At 72.0% G+C, this 21,420-nt stretch carries 16 protein-coding genes and 1 pseudogene; 8 read left to right on the top strand and 9 right to left on the bottom strand.

The genetic code is table 11. The features are described from left to right. Positions 1 to 129 precede the first annotated feature (129 nt). The 3 genes from C1703_RS20265 (at position 130) to C1703_RS20275 (ending at position 4,009) form a co-directional block, all read left to right on the top strand. Positions 130 to 1,632 carry an MFS transporter gene (locus C1703_RS20265; RefSeq protein WP_114254207.1) on the top strand — a complete coding sequence of 501 codons (1,503 nt, stop codon included), beginning with the start codon at positions 130 to 132 and terminating at the stop codon, positions 1,630 to 1,632. A 160-nt stretch (positions 1,633 to 1,792) separates the two neighbouring features. Beyond that, entirely contained in the window at positions 1,793 to 2,770 is a 978-nt protein-coding gene (locus C1703_RS20270; protein WP_114254208.1) for a pirin family protein, read from the top strand. A gap of 150 nt (positions 2,771 to 2,920) precedes the next feature. Further along, a complete protein-coding gene (locus tag C1703_RS20275) occupies positions 2,921 to 4,009 on the top strand; it encodes an AI-2E family transporter (protein ID WP_114254209.1) in 1,089 nt (362 codons plus the stop codon). An 11-nt stretch (positions 4,010 to 4,020) separates the two neighbouring features. Here the strand turns inward: C1703_RS20275 and C1703_RS20280 are convergent, their stop codons facing one another. Further along, positions 4,021 to 6,159 carry a SpoIIE family protein phosphatase gene (locus C1703_RS20280; RefSeq protein WP_114254210.1) on the bottom strand — a complete coding sequence of 713 codons (2,139 nt, stop codon included), beginning with the start codon at positions 6,157 to 6,159 and terminating at the stop codon, positions 4,021 to 4,023. Positions 6,160 to 6,326: 167 nt separating this feature from the next. Between C1703_RS20280 and aspS the strand changes: the two genes are divergently transcribed. The 3 genes and pseudogenes from aspS to C1703_RS39765 all read left to right on the top strand — a co-directional run. Next, positions 6,327 to 8,090: an aspartate--tRNA ligase gene (gene aspS / locus C1703_RS20285; protein WP_114254211.1), complete on the top strand. Its 1,764-nt coding sequence runs from the start codon at positions 6,327 to 6,329 to the stop codon at positions 8,088 to 8,090. Between the two features lie 89 nt (positions 8,091 to 8,179). After that, a complete protein-coding gene (locus C1703_RS39760) occupies positions 8,180 to 8,479 on the top strand; it encodes an MFS transporter (protein ID WP_232840537.1) in 300 nt (99 codons plus the stop codon). 151 nt (positions 8,480 to 8,630) lie between these two features. Further along, positions 8,631 to 9,029 (top strand): annotated as a pseudogene (locus tag C1703_RS39765) (MFS transporter); the annotation flags it as partial. Between the two features lie 335 nt (positions 9,030 to 9,364). On the opposite strand, the gene C1703_RS39770 reads toward C1703_RS39765, so the two are convergent. From C1703_RS39770 to C1703_RS20310, 4 genes are all read right to left on the bottom strand, one after another. Beyond that, entirely contained in the window at positions 9,365 to 9,778 is a 414-nt protein-coding gene (locus C1703_RS39770) for a hypothetical protein (RefSeq protein ID WP_232840538.1), read from the bottom strand. A gap of 103 nt (positions 9,779 to 9,881) precedes the next feature. Continuing rightward, entirely contained in the window at positions 9,882 to 10,247 is a 366-nt protein-coding gene (locus C1703_RS20300; protein WP_114254212.1) for a PH domain-containing protein, read from the bottom strand. 130 nt (positions 10,248 to 10,377) lie between these two features. After that, positions 10,378 to 11,994, bottom strand: coding sequence for a methionine--tRNA ligase (gene metG, locus C1703_RS20305; protein ID WP_114254213.1), 1,617 nt, complete (start codon positions 11,992 to 11,994; stop codon positions 10,378 to 10,380). A gap of 89 nt (positions 11,995 to 12,083) precedes the next feature. Beyond that, on the bottom strand, positions 12,084 to 13,727 hold the full coding sequence (locus C1703_RS20310) for a VWA domain-containing protein (protein ID WP_232840539.1): 1,644 nt from the start codon (positions 13,725 to 13,727) through the stop codon (positions 12,084 to 12,086). Positions 13,728 to 14,408: 681 nt separating this feature from the next. Between C1703_RS20310 and C1703_RS20315 the strand changes: the two genes are divergently transcribed. Next, the gene (locus C1703_RS20315) at positions 14,409 to 16,499 is read left to right on the top strand and encodes a PhoX family protein (RefSeq protein WP_114254214.1); all 2,091 of its coding nucleotides are present in this window, start codon (positions 14,409 to 14,411) and stop codon (positions 16,497 to 16,499) included. Positions 16,500 to 16,542: 43 nt separating this feature from the next. Here the strand turns inward: C1703_RS20315 and C1703_RS20320 are convergent, their stop codons facing one another. Then, the gene (locus C1703_RS20320; RefSeq protein ID WP_114254215.1) at positions 16,543 to 17,544 is read right to left on the bottom strand and encodes an endonuclease/exonuclease/phosphatase family protein; all 1,002 of its coding nucleotides are present in this window, start codon (positions 17,542 to 17,544) and stop codon (positions 16,543 to 16,545) included. Positions 17,545 to 17,587: 43 nt separating this feature from the next. Continuing rightward, positions 17,588 to 18,415 (bottom strand): alpha/beta hydrolase, encoded by an 828-nt coding sequence (locus tag C1703_RS20325; RefSeq protein ID WP_114254216.1) that lies wholly within the window; start codon positions 18,413 to 18,415, stop codon positions 17,588 to 17,590. Between the two features lie 79 nt (positions 18,416 to 18,494). Here C1703_RS20325 and C1703_RS20330 point away from each other — a divergent pair, with 79 nt between their 5' ends. Beyond that, positions 18,495 to 19,853, top strand: coding sequence for a PLP-dependent aminotransferase family protein (locus C1703_RS20330; RefSeq protein WP_114254217.1), 1,359 nt, complete (start codon positions 18,495 to 18,497; stop codon positions 19,851 to 19,853). Here the strand turns inward: C1703_RS20330 and C1703_RS20335 are convergent. Continuing rightward, positions 19,750 to 20,718, bottom strand: a complete 969-nt coding sequence (locus tag C1703_RS20335; protein WP_198678225.1) for a hypothetical protein — start codon at positions 20,716 to 20,718, stop codon at positions 19,750 to 19,752. The genes C1703_RS20330 and C1703_RS20335 overlap by 104 nt on opposite strands. A gap of 105 nt (positions 20,719 to 20,823) precedes the next feature. Continuing rightward, complete coding sequence (locus tag C1703_RS20340) at positions 20,824 to 21,264, bottom strand: hypothetical protein (protein WP_114254218.1); 441 nt, start codon at positions 21,262 to 21,264, stop codon at positions 20,824 to 20,826. Positions 21,265 to 21,420: the final 156 nt, after the last annotated feature.

The raw sequence follows: 21,420 nt of genomic DNA on the forward strand, positions 1-21,420 counted from the left end.
TCCTGAATGACCCCCGCGTGCGAACAGCGTGCGCAATCAGCGTACAGAACTCAAGGGTTGCGCACACTGTTCCGCCATGCGTACAGTGTTCGCATCGAAGGAACGGTGTTCGCGGGAGGGGAAGAGGACATGGAAGCTCGCAATCCACGCCGCTGGTGGATCCTGATCGTGCTGTGTCTCAGCACGCTGGTCCTGGTCGTCGACAACATGGCGCTGACGGTCGCGGTGCCCGCGCTGACCGAGGACATCGGGGCGAGCGCCCAGGAGACCCAGTGGATCCTCGACTCCTACGTCCTGGTCTTCGCCGGGCTGCTGCTGACCTCGGGCAGCCTGGGGGACCGGTTCGGGCGCCGGAAGGTGATGCTGATCGGCCTGCTGCTGTTCGGGGCGGCCTCGCTGGGGGCGGTGTTCTGCTCCGGTCCGGGTGAGCTGATCGCCGTGCGGATCGCGATGGGCGTCGGCGGGGCGCTGATCATGCCGTCGACGCTGTCGATCCTGATCACCGTCTTCGACGAGGACGAGCGGCCCAAGGCCATGGCGGCGTGGGGCTCGGTGTCGATGCTGGGGCTGGTCGGCAGCCCGGTGCTGGGCGGGGTGCTCATCGACCACTTCGCCTGGCAGGCGATCTTCCTGATCAACGTCCCGATCGTCGCCCTGGCGCTGCTGGCCGGTGTGCTGCTGATGCCCGAGTCGAAGGCGCCCTGGCAGAAGCCGGACCCGCTGGGCGCGGTGCTGTCGGCGGTGGGCATGACGGCCCTGGTCTGGTGGATCATCGAGATCCCGCAGCACGGCGCCTTCGAGACCCGCTCCCTGCTGGTCCTGGCCGTCGCGGTGCTCGCCCTGGCCGGCTTCGTGGTCTGGGAGAACGTCACCTCCGCGCCGATGGTCCCGCTGGTCCTGTTCCGGCACCGCGACTTCAGCGGCGGCTCGCTCTCCCTCGCCCTCGTCCAGATCGGCAACGCCGGTCTGCTGCTGGTCCTGACCCAGTACCTGCAGTTCGTCCTCGGCTGGTCGGCGGTCAAGGCGGGCCTGGCCTTCCTGCCGCTGGCCGTGGCCGCGCTGGCCGGCAACGCGGCCGGGGCGCAGCTCGCCGTGAAGGCCGGCAACCGGTTCGTCATCCTCGGCGGGATGCTGCTGATGGCCGCCTCCTTCGGGCTGCTGACCACGCTCACCGCCGACAGCGGCTTCACCGTCCCGGCCGTGGCGCTGGGGATCCTGGGTCTCGGTGCCGGTCTGGCCATGCCGGCCGCGGTGGCCGCGCTGATGGGCACCATCCCGGAGGAGAAGGCGGGCGTCGGCTCCGCCCTCAACGACACCATCCAGCAGTCCGGCACCGCCCTCGGCATCGCGATCCTCGGCTCCCTGCTCTCCGGCGGCTACCGGGACGAGATGCCGGCCGGCGCCCCCGGGCAGGCCAGGGAGTCCATCGGCGGGGCCCTCGCCGTCGCCGGCGGGGACGCGGGCCTGGTGCGGGCGGCCCGGGAGGCCTTCACCGCCTCGATGTCGACGACCTTCACGATCAGCGCGGTCGGTGTCCTGGCCGCGGCCGTCGTCGCCACGCTGGTGATGCGGGACCGCAAGGCCGCCGAGCCCTCCGGGGCCGGGAGTGAGGAGCGTGAGCTGGTCGCCTGACCAGGGTGGACGAAGGCCGGCGCCCCCCGGGGTGCCGGCCTTCCGGCTGCTGTGGGGTTGGCCCCCTCCTCCGCTGGGAATGCCCTCCCGGTTTTCTCTGTTTGGGGTGGCAGAAAGTTCAATGCTCAACTAAACTGGGCGTACACGAGGAGGAACCGACATGCCTGCAGTGACCGTCGAGAACCCGTTGACGCTGCCCCGCGTGACCGCGCCGGCCGACGCCGTGGCCCGTCCCGTGCTGGCCGTCACGACCGCTCCGAGCGGTTTCGAGGGCGAGGGCTTCCCGGTGCGCCGGGCCTTCGCGGGGATCAACTACCGCCACCTCGACCCGTTCATCATGATGGACCAGATGGGCGAGGTGGAGTACGCGCCGGGCGAGCCCAAGGGCACGCCCTGGCACCCGCACCGCGGCTTCGAGACCGTCACGTACATCATCGACGGCATCTTCGACCACCAGGACTCCAACGGCGGTGGCGGCACCATCACCAACGGGGACACCCAGTGGATGACCGCGGGCTCGGGCCTGCTGCACATCGAGGCCCCACCGGAGCATCTCGTCATGTCCGGCGGGCTCTTCCACGGCCTCCAGCTGTGGGTGAACCTCCCGGCCAAGGACAAGATGATGGCCCCCCGCTACCAGGACATCCGCGGCGGCTCGGTCCAGCTGCTCACCACCCCCGACGGCGGCGCGCTGCTCCGCGTCATCGCCGGTGAGCTGGACGGGCACCAGGGCCCCGGCATCACGCACACGCCGATCACGATGATCCACGCGACGCTGGCACCGGGCGCGGAGATCACCCTGCCGTGGCGCGAGGACTTCAACGGCCTGGCGTACGTGCTGGCCGGGCGCGGCAGCGTCGGCAGCGAGCGGCGCCCGGTCCACCTGGGCCAGACCGCCGTCTTCGGCGCCGGTTCCTCGCTGACCGTCCGCGCGGACGAGAAGCAGGACTCCCACACGCCGGACCTGGAGGTCGTCCTGCTCGGCGGACAGCCGATCCGCGAGCCGATGGCCCACTACGGCCCGTTCGTGATGAACACCAAGGACGAACTCATGCAGGCCTTCGAGGACTTCCAGAAGGGCCGCCTGGGCACGGTCCCGGCGGTGCACGGCATGACGGCGGGCGGCCCGCAGGGCTGACGCGCACCCAGGGCTGACGCGCACCCAGGGGCTGACGGGCCGGTGGGGCTGACGTCCCTTGGTGCTGCTGTGCCCTTGGGGCTGACGCCCCGTCACCCGGGCGGGCCGTCCTGACGGGACGGCCCGCCCGGGGCGTGTTCGGCTGGGGGCGTGCAGGTCTCCAAGCCGCCCCTCCCCGGCCCCGGGCCCCTCCTGCCGGACCCCCTCCGGCGTCTCGCCGCCTGGTGCGTGCTCCTCCTGCTCGTCTCCGGAGTCGTCTACGTCGGCATCCGGCTGTGCGACGAGTTCCGGACCGCCGTCGTACCCGTGCTGCTCGCGCTGCTCGGGACGGCACTGCTCCGGCCGCTGCACCGGCGGCTCGTGCGGGCCGGGGTGCACCGGTCGGTCGCGGCCGGGCTCACCTGTGTCGCCGTCGTCGCCGTGGTCGGCGGGGCCGTCTACATCGTCGTCGCCGCGCTCATCGACACGGGGGACGAGATCGTCGCCTCGCTCAAACAGGCCGCGCGCGGCGTCTCCGACCACTTCGGGGCCGCGGGGACCTCACTGGACGACATCGCCACCAACGCCCGCGAGCTGCTCGGCAAGTTCGGCGGTACGGCCGCCTCCGGCGTGATCAGCGGGGTCAGCGTGGTCGGCGAGTCCCTCGCCATGGCCGTGCTCGCGCTGCTGCTCGTCTTCTTCTTCCTGCGCGACTCCGACCAGGCCGCCGCGACGCTGCGGGCGCTGGCCCCGCGCGGCTCCGCCGACACCCTGGAGGCCATGGCGCGGCGGGCGTTCCACGCCGTCGAGGGGTTCATGCGCGGCACCACCCTCATCGCCCTCATCGACGCCCTCTGCATCACGGTCGGACTGCTCGTCCTCGACGTGCCCGGGGCGGCCGGGCTCGGGGCGCTCGTCTTCGTCGGGGCGTACATCCCCTACCTCGGCGCCTTCGTCTCGGGAGCCGTGGCCGTCCTGGTCGCGCTCGCCGACCGGGGGTTCGTCATCGCGCTGTGGGCGCTCGGGGTGGTGCTCGCCGTGCAGGTGCTGGAAGGGCACGTGCTCCAGCCGGCGATCCAGAGCCGGACCGTGCAGATGCACCCGGCGGTGGTGATGGTGACGATCACGGCCGGGGCGTCGGTCGCCGGCGTGCTCGGCATGCTGCTCGCCGTGCCCCTCACCGCGGCCGCCTTCGGGGTCGTCCAGGAGCTGCGCCTCCGCTACGGCGACCAGGGGCCGTCGCCGTCCGAGAAGTCCTGACCCCTGCGGCGCTACGGCGACCAGGGGCCGTCGCCCGAGCCGTTCATGGACTCGTAGAGCTCGAACCAGATGCTCTTGCCCTCGCCCCGCGGGTCCACCCCCCAGGCGTGCGCGAGCAGTTCGATCAGCACCAGGCCGCGGCCGGAGGACGCCAGCTCCCCGGGTCTGCGCTTGTGCGGCAGGTCGTCGCCCGCGTCGGTGACCTCGATCCGCAGCCGCCGGTCGCCCACCTCGCCGGTGATCTCGGCGACGAGCAGCGCGTCGGAGTCGGTGTGCACCAGGACGTTCGTCAGCAGCTCGGACAGCAGCAGCACCGCCGAGTCGACCTGGTCCGTCGAGGCCCAGTCGTGCAGCAGTTCGCGCAGCTGCTGCCGGGACACCGCGACCCGCTCGGGCTCGGCCTGCGCGACCGTCAGCACCGAGCGCCGCACCGGAGGCCGCACGATCGAGGACCCGCCGCAGCCGCAGCCCTCGCCGTCCCGGCTCAGCAGCAGCATGGCGATGTCGTCCTCGCGGCGGTCGGCCAGCGGGCCGGTGGTGTGGTGCGACGACGGCCCGTGCACGGCCTGCACCAGCGCGTCGGCGAGCTCCTCCAGATCGCCCTTGTGCTCCTCCAGGATCGCCCGCAGCCGCCGCCAGCCGGTCTCCAGGTCGTGGCCGCCCGTCTCGATCAGGCCGTCCGTGCAGATCAGCATGGTCTCGCCGGCTTCCAGGGCGAGCCGGGTCGTCGGGTAGTCGGCGTCCGGGTCGATGCCCAGCGGCAGTCCGCCCGACGTCGGCCGCGTCAGCACCGTGCCGTCGGCCATCCGGATCGCCGGGTCCGGGTGCCCGGCGCGGGCGATGTCCAGCACCCCCGTCGCCGGGTCGACCTCGACGTACACGCAGGTCGCGAAGCGCGGGTCGGCCGGGTCCTCGTCGCTGATGCCGTGCAGGAAGCGCGAGGCGCGGGACAGTACCGCGTCCGGGCGGTGCCCCTCCGAGGCGTAGGCCCGCAGGGCGATCCGCAGCTGGCCCATCAGCCCCGCCGCCCGTACGTCATGGCCCTGGACGTCCCCGATGACCAGGGCGAACCGCCCGCTGGGCAGCGGGATCACGTCGTACCAGTCGCCGCCGACCTGGAGTCCGCCGCCGGTGGGGACGTAGCGGGCGGCGACGCTCATGCCCGGGATGCGCTGCGGGCCGAGCCTCGGCAGCATCGTGCGCTGGAGTCCGTCGGTCAGGGCGCGCTCGCTCTCGGCCACGCCCGCCCGGGTCAGCGCCTGGGCCAGCATCCGCGCCACCGTCGCCAGCACGGACCGCTCGTCCGGCGTGAACGCGACCGGGTAGGCGAAGGCCGCCATCCAGGCGCCCATCGTGCGGCCGGCCACGGTCAGCGGCAGGAACGCCCAGGATTTGCGGCCGAACCGCTCGGCGAGCGGCCAGGTCAGCGGATAGCGGGCCTTGTACTGCTCGGCCGAGGACAGGTACACGGCGCGGCCGGTCCGGGCCACCTCGGCCGCCGGGTAGTCCGTGTCCAGCGGCATGTCCGAGAACGGGTTCTCGTCCCCCTGCTGCTGCCCGTGGTGGCCGATGACCGTCAGCCGGTCGCCCTGCACGCCGAACACCGCCAGCCCGTCCGGCGAGAACCCCGGCATCGACAGGTTGGCCGTGACCCGCAGGACCTCCTGCGTGGAGCGCGCCTCGGCCAGGGCCCGGCCCGCGTCCAGCAGGAACGCCTCCCGGGAGCGCCGCCAGTCGCCGGTGACCGCGCTGCGCCCGGCCGGGGTGCCCGGCGTCGGCTCCGTGACCTCCTGGAGGGTGCCGATCAGCCGGTACGCCTTGCGGGCCCGGTCGAACGACGGCTTGGAGCGGCTGCGTACCACCCGGACGACCCGGCCCTGCTCGTCCATGATCCGGATCCGCACCTCGGCGAGGGTGCCCTCGGAGACGGCGAGCTGGATCACGCCGGTGATCTCGTTCCAGTCGACCGGGTGCAGCCGGGCCCGGGCCTGGGCCTCGGTGAGGCTGACCTGTTCGGCGGGCAGCCCGAGCAGCCGTGCCGCCTCGGCGTCGACCGTGACCAGCCCGGTGGCGGTGTCCCAGTGCCACAGGCCGGTCGCGAGGGCGGCGAGGGCCTCCCCCACGGCGGGCAGGGGCTCGCCAGTGCGCATTGCCCTACTTTAAGAAGACGCGCTCGAACGCTGCCACCGAAAGCGGAAGCGTGCTCGATCGTCACCTGTGGAGAACTCGGGCGAGTCGATCTTCGCCTGCCCGGTACGCTGGGGACCAGTTTCACGTGAAACACAGACCCCGATCAGCGAAGACTGGATGAACGACGATGCATCGGTACAGGTCCCACACCTGCGGCGAGCTCCGCTCCTCTGACGTCGGCACCGACGTCCGGCTGAGTGGCTGGCTGCACAATCGGCGCGACCTGGGCGGCATCCTCTTCATCGATCTGCGCGATCACTACGGCATCACGCAGCTCGTGGCCCGTCCCGGCACCCCCGCCTACGAGGCCCTCGACAAGCTGTCCAAGGAGTCGACCGTCCGTGTCGACGGCAAGGTCGTCTCCCGGGGCGCCGAGAACATCAACCCCGAGCTGCCGACCGGTGAGGTCGAGGTCGAGGTCGGCGAGGTCGAGCTGCTCGGCGCCGCCGCGCCGCTGCCCTTCACCATCAACACGGAGGACGGCGTCAACGAGGAGCGGCGCCTGGAGTACCGCTTCCTCGACCTGCGCCGCGAGCGCATGCACCGCAACATCATGCTGCGCACGGCGGTCATCTCCGCCATCCGCCACAAGATGACGGCCCTCGGCTTCAACGAGATGGCGACGCCGATCCTGTCCGCGACCTCCCCCGAGGGCGCCCGCGACTTCGTCGTCCCCTCCCGCCTGCACCCGGGCAAGTTCTACGCCCTCCCGCAGGCGCCCCAGCAGTTCAAGCAGCTGCTGATGATCTCCGGCTTCGACCGCTACTTCCAGATCGCGCCCTGCTTCCGCGACGAGGACGCCCGCGCCGACCGCTCGCCGGGCGAGTTCTACCAGCTCGACATCGAGATGAGCTTCGTCGAGCAGGAGGACGTCTTCCAGCCCGTCGAGAAGCTGATGACGGAGCTGTTCGAGGAGTTCGGCGGCGGCCGCCACGTCACCTCGCCGTTCCCGCGGATCCCGTTCCGCGAGGCGATGCTGAAGTACGGCTCCGACAAGCCCGACCTGCGCGCCCAGCTCGAACTCGTCGACATCACCGACATCTTCGAGGGCTCCGAGTTCAAGGCCTTCGCCGGCAAGCACGTCCGCGCCCTGCCGGTTCCGGACGTCTCGGGCCAGCCCCGCAAGTTCTTCGACCAGCTCGGCGACTACGCCGTCTCGCAGGGCGCCAAGGGCCTGGCCTGGGTCCGCGTCGGCGAGGACGGCTCGCTGTCCGGCCCGATCGCGAAGTTCCTCACCGAGGAGAACGTCGCCGAGCTGACCAAGCGCCTGTCGCTGGCCCCCGGTCACGCGGTGTTCTTCGGCGCGGGCGAGTTCGACGAGGTCTCCAAGATCATGGGCGCGGTCCGGGTGGAGGCCGCCAAGCGCGCCGGGCACTTCGAGGAGGGCGTCTTCCGGTTCTGCTGGATCGTCGACTTCCCGATGTACGAGAAGGACGAGGAGACCGGCGCGATCGACTTCTCGCACAACCCCTTCTCCATGCCGCAGGGCGGTCTGGAGGCCCTGGAGACCCAGGACCCGCTGGACATCCTCGGCTGGCAGTACGACATCGTCTGCAACGGCGTCGAGCTGTCCTCCGGCGCGATCCGGAACCACGAGCCGGAGATCATGCTCAAGGCCTTCGAGATCGCCGGCTACGACCGCGACACGGTCGAGGAGAAGTTCGCCGGCATGCTGCGCGCCTTCCGCTTCGGCGCCCCGCCGCACGGCGGCATCGCCCCCGGCGTCGACCGCATCGTCATGCTCCTCGCGGACGAGCCCAACATCCGCGAGACGATCGCCTTCCCGCTCAACGGCAACGCCCAGGACCTGATGATGGGCGCGCCGACGGAGCTGGAGGAGGCGCGGCTGAAGGAGCTGCACCTGTCGGTGCGCAAGCCGCAGCCGAAGTAGGCGTACGGCGCACATCGTGTGAGTGGCCCGGAACCGGCGTCGGTTCCGGGCCACTTCGCTGGCCGTAGCGTGTGACCCAGGGGACAACGATGTCAGACGCCGCGATATCCATACCCGAGGCCGAGCAGCGCGCGGTGGGCAAATTCCTGCGCCGCATGCTGCCGATCCTGGTCCTGATGCTGCTGGTCAACCAGATGGACCGGACGAACGTGGGCTTCGTCCAGGACGAACTGCGGGCCGACGTCGGGGTGAGCGCCACCGCCTACGGGCTCGGCGCGGGCCTGTTCTGCATCGGCTACGCGTTGTTCGAGGTACCGAGCAACATGTGGCTGGAGCGGTTCGGCGCGCGGATCCGGCTGACCCGGATCATGATCACCTGGGGCGCGTGATCGTGGCGATGTGCTTCATCCACAAGGTGTGGATGTTCTACGCCCTGCGCTTCCTGCTCGGTGTCGCGGAGGCCGGATTCTTCCCCGGGGCCCGATCACGGGCGCGCTGCTGGAGCTGCATGGCGCCGGGGGCATCGCCGGCTGGCGCTGGATGTTCGCCCTCGAGGGAGCCCTCTCCATCCTGGTCGGCTTCATCGCCGGGTTCTTCCTCGTCTCCCGGATCCAGGACGCGAAGTGGCTCACGCAGGAGGAGAAGGACGCGCTGAGCGAGGCGGTGGCCCGGGACAAGGAGGCGCGGGACCGGGCGCCGTCCGTCTCCCGCTGGAAGCTGATCCTCCACCCGCAGGTGGCCGTACTCACCGCGGTCTTCTTCGCGATGGCGCTCACCGGCTACGCGATCACGTTCTGGCTGCCGAGCCTGGTGGAGGAGATCGGCGGGCTGTCGTCCTTCCGCATCGGGCTGCTGTCGGCGATCCCGTGGATCTGCGCGGTGATCGCGATGTACACGATGAGCCACTTCACGGACCGGGCCCCCGACCGGCGCCCCTACCTGGCGATCGCCCTGGTCCTCTCCGTGACCGGCACGTTCCTGGCGACGCTCGGGTCGCCCTGGTTCGGCCTCGCCGATGGCCCAGTCGTGCCTGGATCTGAAGATCGCGGCGCCGGGACTGGCGCTGGTCAACTCCATAGGAAACCAACACGCTGTCGGCGGCGTCGGTGCTGGCGGTGGTGGGGGTGGCGTTCGTGCGGCATACGAACCGGGGGCGGATCAGCGGGCAGCCCACTGCGACCGGCAAGCCGATCGCGGAGGAGGCGCACTGACCGAGCCGCCTCAGGGCCCGCTCCTGGCGAGGGGCGGGCCCGAGCTGCTTTCCGGTCCGCTCACTACTCCTCGACGAACAGATCCTCCGCCGTGGTGGCCGTCAGGGAGCGGTCGAACCACTGGGTGAGGGTGTCGAGGTCGGTGCAGGAGGTGATGCGGTCACGGGTTTCTCGGGGACGGGGATGCCGCGCTTCTCCAGGACGCGCAGGACCTACAGCACGGGGCCCGGGAGAACGAGCATCCCGGCGCTCCTGTGCCTCGACGGCGAGCAGGAACTCGTCTCCGTCGGACGTGCTGATGCGCAGGAGGGTGTCGATACGGCGTTCCAGCGGCCGGGTCTCCGTCACGTCGGGGGTGATCGCGTCCACGGTCGCCTTCTCGGGTAACGCGACGCCCAGCACATCGAAGACGGGTTTCAGGACCTCGGGCCGTTGCTGGAAGATGCGGTGCACTCCCTCGTGGGCTGATGTGACCATACGGGGGAACGTAAAGGGATCAAGCGGCGACGAGAGCAGAAGAAACGTTCAGTGCGGTGGGGGCGGCCGGGCGCGGTGGCTTCGCCCGGCCTGGTGCGCGGGGCTACCTCGCCACGAACTGGGTCAGGATGGCCTGGACCTCGTAGATGTCGACGCCCTTGGTGAAGGTCTTTTCGATGGGGGTGGGGGTGCCGGAGATCCAGATCTTCAGTTCGGCGTCCAGGTCGAACGTGCCGGCCGTTTCCACCGCGAAGTGCGTGATGCTGAGGTAGGGGACCGAGTGGTACTCGACCTTCTTGCCGGTGATGCCCTGCTTGTCGATCAGGATCAGGCGGCGGTCGGTGAAGAGGATGGTGTCGCGGATGAGGAGGAACGCGGCGTGGACCTGTTCGCCGTGGCCGAGGAGGCGGGCGTAGTCCTGCTGGGCGGAGGCGGGGTTGATGGTGTGCGCGTTGCCGAAGAGTGCCATGAACGAAAACCCCCCAGGTGATGTGCGGCGGCCGGGTGGCCGTCCTCAGGGGGATCTTCGCAAAGCGCGGGGCCCGGGAGAAGCTTCTCGTTCTCCCGGGCCCCGTGCTGTAGCGAGCGTGTTACCGCTGTTACGCGGTCGGCTTCTCCTCCAGGCGCGGGAAGAGGACCGCGCCCTTGGTGACCGTCGTGCCGGCGGGGAGCCTGCCCCAGGTGCCGGCCTCCTGGACCTTCTGGTCCGCGAGGGCGCCGAGGGAGGCCTCCGCGCCGAGGGAGTCCCAGAGCTTCTGGGAGGTCTCCGGCATCACCGGGTTGAGGAGGACCGCGACGGCGCGGAGGGACTCGGCGGCCGTGTAGAGGATCGTGGCCAGGCGGGCCCTGCCCTCGTCGGACGTGTCCTTCGCGACCTTCCAGGGCTCCTGCTCGGTGATGTAGCCGTTGACCTGCTTCACGAAGTCGAAGACCGCGAGGATGCCGCCCTGGAAGTCCAGGTCGTCGCCGATCCGGCGGTCCGCCTCCGCGACCGCCTTCGCCAGGCCGTCGTGGATCGCCTGCTCCGCCTCGCCGTCGGCCGTCGACGCCGGCAGCTCGCCGCCGAAGTACTTGCCGACCATCGCCGCGACGCGGGACGCCAGGTTGCCGTAGTCGTTCGCCAGCTCGCTGGTGTAGCGGGCCGAGAAGTCCTCCCAGGAGAAGGAGCCGTCCTGGCCGAACGCGATCGCGCGCAGGAAGTACCAGCGGTACGCGTCCACTCCGAAGTGCGAGGTCAGGTCCTGCGGCTTGATGCCGGTCAGGTTCGACTTCGACATCTTCTCGCCGCCGACCATCAGCCAGCCGTTGGCCGCGATCCTGCCGGGGAGCGGGAGGCCCTGCGCCATCAGCATCGCGGGCCAGATCACCGCGTGGAAGCGGAGGATGTCCTTGCCGACCAGGTGGACGTCGGCCGGGAAGGTCTCCTCGAACTTGGCCTGGTTCTCGTTGTAGCCGACCGCCGTGGCGTAGTTCAGCAGGGCGTCGACCCACACGTAGATGACGTGCTTGTCGTCCCAGGGGATCGGGATGCCCCAGTCGAAGGTCGAGCGGGAGATGGAGAGGTCCTGCAGGCCCTGGCGGACGAAGTTCAGCACCTCGTTGCGCGCGGACTCGGGCTGGATGAAGCCGGGGTTCGCCTCGTAGTGGGCGAGGAGCTTCTCGCCGTACTCGCTCAGCTTGAAGAAGTAGTTCTCCTCGCTGAGGATCTCGACCGGCTTCTTGTGGATCGGGCAGAGCTTCTGACCTGCGAAATCGCCCTCGCCGTCGAGCAGCTCACCCGGCAGCTTGTACTCCTCGCAGCCGACGCAGTACGGGCCCTCGTAGCCGCCCTTGTAGATCTCGCCCTTGTCGTACAGGTCCTGGACGAACTCCTGGACGCGGTCCGTGTGCCGCTTCTGCGTGGTGCGGATGAAGTCGTCGTTCGCGATCTCCAGGTGTTCCCAGAGAGGCTTCCACGCTTCGGTGACGAGTTTGTCGGCCCACGCCTGGGGGGTGACCCCGTTGGCCTCGGCCGTGCGCATGATCTTCTGACCGTGCTCGTCCGTGCCGGTGAGGTACCACACCTTCTCGCCGCGCTGACGGTGCCAGCGGGTGAGCACGTCGCCTGCGACGGTCGTATAGGCGTGGCCCAGGTGAGGAGCGTCGTTGACGTAGTAGATGGGGGTCGAGACGTAGTACGCCTTCGCCCCCTGCTTCTCGGATCCAGTGGCCGCCATGGTCGAAATCCTACTGGCCCGCTGAAGATCGACTCACATGCGTTTCGGGGGGTGGACAGGGCTTTCGGTCCTGTCCACCCCGGGCGGGGCTACGGGCGCCAGTTCGCCAGTACGCCGTCGTAGAGCTGCTTGTCCGTGAGCTCTCGGGGGGTTTCGCCCGCGAGGAAGTGGGACGTGTTGGGGGTCTTGAGCTTGCGGAGGTAGTCGAAGGCCTTGTTCTCCGGGTCGCCGAAGGCGACGAAGGAGAAGAAGACGGTGGGGTGGGTCTTGGCGGCGTTCGTGAGGGCCTGGGTGGCGGGGGTCTTGGCGTCGGGGGCGCCGTCGGTCTGGAAGATCACCAGGGCGGGGGTGCCCGGGGTGGCTTCCTTGTCGTGGTGGGCGAGGACTGCTTCGACCGCCGCGTGGTAGCTGGTGCGGCCCATGCGGCCGAGGCCGGCGTGCAGGTCGTCGATCTTGTTCTCGTGGTCGGTGAGGGTGATCTCGCCGGTGCCGTCGAGTTCGGTGGAGAAGAAGACGACCGGGACGGTGGCCTCGGGGTCGAGGTGGGCCGCGAGGGCGAGGGTCTGCTCGGCGAGGGCCTGGGCGGAGCCGTCCTTGTAGTACGGGCGCATGCTCGCGGAGCGGTCGAGGACGAGGTAGACCTTGGCTCGGGTGCCGGTGAGGTTGTGGGTCTTGAGGGTGGTGGTGGCTGCGCGGTAGGCGGTGGCGAGGGTGGGGGCGTGGGTCTTGAGCTGGGCGAGGGTGAGGGCGGGCTTGGGGGTCTGGGGCTCGGCCTCGGCTTCGCCTTCGGCCTTGTTGTTCCCACCCGCACCACCCGTGCTGCTTTCGTTGTCGGGTGCGGGTGGCCCCTGCGGGGGCTGGGCGCCGTCGGCGGCTGCGGGTTCGGGGGTGGCCGACGGTTCGGGGTCGGCTGTGGCCTTTGCGTCGGCCGTGGCCTTTGCGTCCGTCGTGGCCTCGGCGTCCCGCGTGGCTTGGGCGTCCCGCGTGGCCTCCGCGTCGGTCTCGGCTTCCGGTTCCGTGTCGGCCTTCGGCTCCTCGGTGGGGGCCGCCTCCGCCTCCGCTTCAGGTGTCTGTTCCTGCTGCGGCTCGGTCTCGGGTGCCTGCTCCGGCTCCGGCTGGGCCGGGGTGGGCTCGGCTTCCGCCTTCGGGGCGGGGTTCGACGTCTCCAGCGGTGCGTCGGTCTCGGCCGCAGCCTTCGCCTCTGGCTGGGCCTCGGGCTCGGGCTGCGCCTTGCCCTCCAGGGCGGCCTCGGGCTGTGCCGCCGAGGTCTCGGGCTCCGACGACGACCCGGGCTCGTCGATCGTGTGGGTCTCGGCGGCGCGCCCGGCTTCCGCAGGCTCCGCCACCGCCGGCTCGTCCGCCACCGGCTCCTCGGCGATCTCCGGCTCGTCGGCCTTCGCCTTCTCGGCGACCGGCTCCGCCACGACGTCCGACTCGTCGGCACTCGGCTGCTCGGCGACCGGCTTCTCGTCCGTAGCCGCCCCCTCCGCTTCCGCCGTCGGCGTCACGGGCTCCACGACGGTCGGCTCCGCAGTGCCCGCCGGGTCCTCCGCAGCGGCGGGCTTCTCCGCAGCGGCGGGCTTCTCCGCAGCGGCGGGCTTCTCCGCAGTCGCGGGCTTCTCCGCAGCGGCGGGCTTCTCCGCAGTCGCGGGCTTCTCCGCAGCGGCGGGCTTCTCCGCAGTCGCGGGCTTCTCCGCAGCGGCGGGCTCCCCCGAACCCGTGGGCTTCTCCACAACCGCCGGCTCCTCCGAACCCGCGGGCTCCTCCGAACCTGCCGACTCCCCGGCACCCGCCGACTCCCCCGGCCTCTCCCCCTCCGCCGGTCGCGACGGCCTCGGTACTGTCACGTTGTCGAAGGCCGCTGCCACGAGGTCGTGTTCGTCGGGGGACGACGGGCGGGGGTCGGGGACCGTGGCCGAGGGGTGGGCGTCGGCTCGGTGGTGGGGGACGGGACCTTCGGGTCCGGGGTGGTGGGGGGCGTCGAGGTCTGCTGGGACGGGACCGTGCTGGGGGACGCCGGCGGCTCCTGTGCGGGCGCCGCCCCCGTGGTCGTCTGCGCCGCACCCTCCGCCTCGGCGGTCCGTGACTTGCGGGACCGTCCGAACGCGTTCCGCAACCGAGTGAGAATGCCCATGTGCGCGCAACCCTTCGCGTGAGTTGAAGCCCGTCAATCCCTGGCCAGGACGGACACGTAAGGTTAGCGGCCCTCCTGCGCGATCTTGGGCAGGGTCAGGTGTGCGGGATCCACCCTGTCAAGGGGCACATCCGGCCCGCGCAGGTGTCGCCACGCTGAATCGCCGCAACCCCCGTACGGCTGCTGTGGGTTCACTCGTTGTTCATCCGGGCGCCCGGCTCCCGCACGTATGTGCCCCTACGGTCACGCTGACACCATGGGCATCCAAGGAGAGAGCAAAGTGCGAAAGCTGCTGCCGTTGATCGGAACGCCGTCCGGTTCGCATCCCGGCGGCCGGTCCGCCCTGACCTGTCGTTTCCGGTGTGGTGACGCCTGCTTCCACGAGGTGCCCAACACCAGCTCCAACGAGTACGTCGGTGACGTGATCGCCGGGGCCCTCAGCCGCCGTTCGATGATGCGCGCCGCCGCCGTGGTGACCGTCGCCGCCGCGGGCGCGGGGGCCGTGGGTGTCGCGCAGGCGCCGCAGGCCGGTGCCGTGCCGACCGGCGTGCCGGCCGACGCCGCCCGTGAGGCCGCCCGGGGCAAGGCGAAGGGCGCGCGCGGCCTGCGCTTCGCGCCTGTCGCGCCGAACACCGCCGACGCCGTGACCGTGCCGGAGGGGTACCGGCAGAACGTCGTCATCCGCTGGGGCGAGCCGATCCTGCGCGGCGCTCCCGCCTTCGACCCGGAGCGGCAGAGCGCCAAGGCGCAGGCCGGGCAGTTCGGGTACAACTGTGACTTTCTCGCCCTCCTGCCGCTGCCGGGCGAGCGCGGACGGCAGCTGCTTGTCGCCAACCATGAGTACACCGACGAGATCCTGATGTTCCGCGGGTACGACGCCGCCAACCCGACCCGCGAGCAGGTCGAGATCGCCTGGGCCGCGCACGGGCTGTCCGCCGTCGTCGTGGAGGAGGACCGCAGGAGCGGGAAGCTCACGGCCGTTCCGCGGCACCAGCTCAACCGGCGCGTCACCGCCACCACCGAGTTCCGGCTCACCGGGCCCGTCGCCGGGTCCGACCTCGTGAAGACCTCCGCCGACCCGAGCGGCACCAAGGTGCTCGGCACCCTCAACAACTGCTCCGGTGGCGTCACCCCGTGGGGCACGACCCTGCACGGCGAGGAGAACTTCAACCAGTACTTCGCCAACAGCGGCCGGGCGACCGACAAGCGGTACGGCATCGGGACCGGGGCCAGCGAGCGGAAGTGGGAGAGGTTCGACAAGCGGTTCGACGTCGCCCAGGAGCCGAACGAGGTGCACCGGTTCGGGTACGTCGTGGAGTTCGACCCGTACGACCCCGCCTCCACGCCCCGCAAGCACACCGCGCTCGGGCGGTTCAAGCACGAGGCGGCGAACATCAGGATGACGGCGGACGGGCGGCCCGTCGTGTACACCGGTGACGACGAGCGGTTCGACTACTTCTACAAGTTCGTCAGCAGCAAGCGGATGAAGCGCGGGACCTCCCGGGCCGTGCGCGAGCACAACCTGTCGCTGCTCGACGAGGGCACGCTGTACGTCGCCAAGCTCACCGGCGACTCCCCGGCCATCGAGATCGACGGCACGGGCAAGCTGCCGAGCGACGGTGAGTTCGACGGCAGCGGTGAGTGGATTCCGCTGGCCACCGCCACCGCCGACGGTGCCGTCTCGCATGTGGAGGGCATGAGCGCCGAGGAGGTGTTCGTCTTCACGCGGCTCGCCGGTGACAAGGTGGGCGCCACCAAGATGGACCGGCCCGAGGACATCGAGCCCAATCCGGTGACCGGCAAGGTGTACGTCGCCCTGACCAACAACTCCAACCGGGGTGTCGGCTCCAACGCCAAGGCGGACGAGGCCAACCCGCGCAACGCCAACAAGCACGGGCACGTGCTGGAGCTCACCGAGCGGTGGAACCGGCCCGAGAGCACCAAGTTCGCCTGGTCGCTGTTCCTGGTCGCCGGTGACCCGGACGACCCGGCGACCTACTTCGCCGGGTTCCCGAAGGACGGCGTCAGCCCGATCTCCTGCCCGGACAACGTCGCCTTCGACCCCTACGGCAACCTGTGGATCTCCACCGACGGCGCCCAGCTCGGCTCGCACGACGGCCTGTTCGGCGTGGCGACCCGGGGTGAGCGGCGCGGTGAGCTGAAGCAGTTCCTGACCGTGCCGAAGGGCGCCGAGACCTGCGGTCCGATCATCCAGGAGCGGCGTGTCCTGGTCGCCGTGCAGCACCCGGGCGAGATCGACGGCGCGTCCGTGGAGAAGCCGGCGAGCACCTGGCCCGACGGGCCCGGCACCTACGTCCGGCCGGCTGTCGTGGCCGTGTGGCGTGCCGACGGGGGCGACATCGGCTGCTGAGCGGGCCGCACCGCGGTGACAGGGGGCGTCCGCCGGGCGTCCCCTATCCGCCGTCGTGCAGCGTGAGGTCCGTGACCACGGCCCGGTGGTCCGTGTCGGCCAGGTCCAGGACGCGGGTGCGGTCGGCCGCGAACTCCTCGGACACCAGCACGTGGTCGATCTGTGTGCCGAAGGTCGGGGCGGTCGGGGCCGGCCAGGTGGCCGTGCGGTCGGCGCCGTCCAGGCGGGCGGCGTCGTACAGGCCGGTGTCGAGGATGCGGCGGAAGGCGGCGTGGTCCTGGGAGGCGTTGAAGTCGCCGGCCAGGACCAGGGGGGTGCCGCGGTCGGTGGCGGCCGCGTCGCGCACGGCGTCGAGCTCCCTGTTCCAGAGGTCCACCTGGCCGGGCAGCGGGGGCATGGGGTGGGCGAGCTGGAGCCGTACGGGGTGCCCGTCCACGTCGGCGATCGCGCCGGGCATGCCCATCGTGGCGCGCACGCCCTCCGTGGGGCGGAGCGGGTGGCGGCTGAGGATGACGGAGCCTTCGGAGCCGCCGCCCTCGACGGCGCTGCGGTGCGGGTAGTCCCGGGACAGGTCCGCCTTCAGCCGGGCGTCGCACGTGTACTCGCACTCCTGTACGAAGACGAAATCCGGTTTCTCGCGGCGGACGGCGGCGACCAGGGAGCCGGTGCCCTGGCCGAACTCGACGTTCGAGGTCAGCACGCGCAGCTCGGCGACGGGGCGGCCCGCGGGATCCCCGGTCTTGCCGTACGGCTCGATGAACCAGGCCAGCAGGCCGAGCACGACGACTCCCCAGAGCGTCCCGAGCCACCAGCGGGACAGCAGGGTGAGCAGCAGCGCCAGGGCCGTGGGCGCGAGCAGCCAGGGGAGGAAGGCGAGGACCTGCGGGACGGGGGTGACGCCGTCGCTGCCGGCGGTCCGGAAGCCGACGATCAGGCTCACCCCGGCGAGCAGCAGACCCGCGCACCAGGCGCCGAGCCGCCGTCCGGGGGGCCGGTGCTCCGGCCCGTCGGCGGTGGCGGTCCACTCGGCAGCGGCGGTGTCCAAGGCCCGGCCCTCCGTTCACGGGGTGCGATGCCCGAATCCTCCCTCAAAGACGGGGCGGGGCGGGGGAAGGTTGCCGCTCGTCGACGCGGGCCAGGAAGTCCGCCAGTGCCCGGTCGAACTCCGCCGGGCGTTCCAGGTTCGGCATGTGGGCGGTGCCCTCGATGACGTGCAGGGCCGCGTCCGGGAGGGCCGCGTGCATGGCCCGGGCGTCGGAGACCGGTGTGAAGGTGTCGTCGGCTCCGACGACGACCAGGGCCGGGACGGTGACGCGGGTGAGCAGGGCGCCGTAGTCGGGGCGGCGGGCGCGGGCGCGCAGGGCCGCGGCGGCGCCCTCGGGGGAGGTGGCCGTCATCATGCGGTGGACGTGCGCCTTGACCTCGGCCGGGGCGTACGGGGCGACCATCCGCTCCAGGACCTCGTCGGCGTAGCCGCGCATGCCCTCCGCGAGGAGGCGGTCGGCCATGGCGTCGCGGGTGCGGACGCCCTGAGGGGTCTCGGCGGAGGGGAAGGTGTCCGCGAGGACCAGGCCGCGGACGCGCTCGGGGAAGAGGCGGTAGCAGTCCATGACGATCTGGCCGCCCATCGACAGGCCCGCCAGCACGCAGGACTCCACCTCCAGCTCGTCCAGCAGGGTCTCGATGTCCCGGGCGAACCCGGAGAAGTCCGTGACGGCCGGGGTGGCCGGGGAGGCGCCGTAGCCGCGCAGGTCGGGGGCGATGACGCGGCGGTCCGCCGAGAACGTCCGGAGCTGCGGGGTCCACATCGTGCGGTCGAAGGGGTGGCCGTGGACGAGGACCAGGGGAACCAGAGGGACAACCGGCTGCCGGGGTGAGACGGGGCCTTTGTCCTCGTATGCGAGGAAGGGTGCCATGACGTCGACCCTAGGGGGCCCAACTACTCGGTGCAATAAGATCTTTGCTCTCGGTGCAATCCAAGGGGGAGGCCGATCGATGGGTGACTACCGGCGGGACTACCGGCGCATCGCCGACCGCATCGCCGAAGACATCGCCGGCGGGCGGCTCAAGCCCGGGCAACGGCTGCCTCCGCAGCGGGCGTTCGCCCGGCGCCGGGGCATCGCCCCGTCGACGGCCGGGCGGGTGTACGCGGAACTGGTGCGGCGCGGGCTGGTCGTCGGCGAGGTCGGGCGCGGCACGTTCGTGCGGGCCGCTCCGGCCGGGCCGGCGGGGCGGGCGCTCATCGAGGCCCGTCCGGGCGCCGTGCCCGTCAACCTGGAGCTCACCTACCCGTCCGCGCCCGGCCAGCCGGAGCTGCTCGCCCCCGTGCTCGCGCCGCTGCTGCGCCCCGACGTGCTGGCCGAGGCCCTGCTGCCGGCGGCCGCCACCGGCACCGCGGCCGCCCGGGAGGCCGCGGCCGCCCTCCTCGCCACCCCGGGCTGGCGCCCCGGCCCGGAGCGGCTGCTGTTCACCGGCAACGCCCGCCAGGCCATCGCCGCCGTGCTGGCCTCCCTGGTCCGGCCGGGCGGCCGGGTCGGCGTGGAGCAGCTGACGTATCCGCTGGTCAAGGAGATCGCGGCCCGGCTGGGCATCACCCTGGTGCCGCTGGCGGGTGACGCGGCCGGGCTGCTCCCGGAGGCCGTCGCCGCCGCGCACCGGTCGGCGCGGCTGTCCGCCCTCTACGTGCAGCCGACGCTGCACAACCCGACGTCCCTGACGACGGGCCGCACCCGGCTGCTGCAACTCGCCGGGCTGGTACACGACTTGGACCTGCCCGTGGTGGAGGACCGCATCTGGTCCTTCCTCCACGCCCCCGGCGATCCCTTCGCCGTGCACGCCCCGGCCCTCACCCATGTCGTGGACGGCCTCTCCAAGCGGGTCGCCCCCGGGCTCACGGCCGGCTTCCTCGTCGTGCCGCCGCACCGGGTCGCCGCCGTGGCCGACGCGGTGCGCTCGGGCGGGTGGAGCGCGGGGCGGTTCGCGCTGGAGGCAGCCGTGCGGTGGGCCGCGGAGGGGACGGTGGCGCGGCTGGTGGAGGCCAAGCGGGCCGACGCGGCCCGGCGCCAGCGGATCCTCGCCGAGGAACTCGCGGGCTTCGCCGTACGGTCCGACCCGCACGCCTACTTCGCCTGGTGGGAGCTGCCCGCCCCCTGGCGCGCGGACACCTTCACGGCCGCGGCCGCCGCGCACGGCATCGCCGTCACGCCCGGCCCCGCGTTCGCCGTCTCCCCCGGCCACACGCCCGACGCGGTCAGGCTCGGGCTCGCGTCGGCTCCGGAGCCGGATCTGCGCCGGGCCCTGCGGACCCTCGCGCACGTCGCCGCGCGGCGAGCCGGGGACCGTACCGTCCCGTGAGCCACGCGCCGAGCGCCACCGCGAGGCCCAGGGCGCACAGCAGCCAGGACATCGAACGCAGCGTGGCGGTGAGGGCGTCGTAGACCGCGCCCGCCGCCGGGCGGTGCGGGGCGTCGTGCAGGTCGGCGAGGGTGAGGCGGCGGCCGATCGCCACGGCGAGCACCAGCAGCGCGCCGCCCAGGGCGGTGCCGAGGCCGAGGGCGGTGACCGCGCGGCGGCGGCAGGCGGCGACGGCGATCCCGGTGGCGGCGAGGACGGCGACGGCGAGCGGCAGCCAGAAGGCGGCGGTGTCCAGCACGTGGAACCCCTTGCGCAGTCGGTCCGCGTCCGCGGCCGGGAGCACCGGGACGCGCAGGTGCGGGACCGGGATGCGGTGGGCGAACGGCACGTGGTCGGCGGAGAGGCGGTGCCTGACCCGGCTGACGACCGGGGCGATGTCGACGGTGACCGGGCCCCGGCGCGCGGCGTCCTCGCGCAGGGCGCGCAGCACGGCGGCGTGGACGGCCCGGTTCGACGCGTCCCAGCCCGTGCGGTACGCCTCGGTCCGGGTGAACGACCGCAGCGCGTCACGCACGAAGGGTTCGGCCGCGCCGGGCGGCGGGCCGGCGTCGAACCTGTGTCCGACTTCCCGCAGGAGCCCGTCCCCGACGGCGTCCGCCACCGCGCGCCGCACGGCCGGGTCGGCGGCGAGCGGCGCCATCGTACGGACGTAGCGGCCGGTGTCGGTCAGCCCGTGCGCCGCCCAGGACGCCAGCGCCCCGAACGGCAGCAGCAGGCACGCGAGGGCCAGCAGAACGGCCGACAGGACGTTCCGCGGTCGTGGGGGCGCCTTCTCGGGTACGGGCGCCCGGTCGCGCTCGGACACCCCTCCACGCAAGGCGCACCGGGCCCGGCCCGCGAGCCGGATGACTGCATTCGGCCCCACAGGTCGAGCCGGACGGGCGCCGGGGAAGCCCGGACCGGCACCGGATCAGTCGACGCGGTGGCCGGTGGCGTCCTCGCGGGTGTAGTAGCGGTAGAACAGCGTCAGGAGGACGCCGGCGCCGACCACCACCCCCAGCCCGGCCGACTTGAGCACCGACTCGTCGGACTGGCTGATGAGGAAACCGACCGCGCAGCCCGTGAACACGAACCAGACCAGCGCGTGCAGCTCGCGCCCGAGCCTCGGGGCCATTTCCCACAGGGCGGCGAACACCACGGCGAACACGAGCGCCGCGAGGAAGCCGAACAGCAGGTTCCAGCCCGTGATGGGCCCGGAGTCGCGCCGGTTGGCGGCGGCCCAGTAGCCGTAGACCAGCCCGAGGACGACGGGCAGCGCGACCTTCGCGGCGGCATGGGTCCGCGCGCCGAACACATCGGGCCTGCGCCGCTGCCCGGTCGCCCCGCGTGAGGCGGGTGCCGCATGAGCCATGAGAGCTCTCCTCTCTCTCCCTGCCCCCGCCTCCAGGGCACACCGCCGCGCGAGCGCGGGCAAGTCGGCGGAGCGCCGCACACCGCGACGAGAGGGGCGAAGCACCCGAAGGCGGGCGTTTGCGGTCCTGGGGCTCACCTTCGCAGCCGCAGCGGT

It is taken from the genome of Streptomyces sp. Go-475 (assembly GCF_003330845.1).
In the GTDB taxonomy this organism is placed as follows: Bacteria; Actinomycetota; Actinomycetes; order Streptomycetales; family Streptomycetaceae; genus Streptomyces.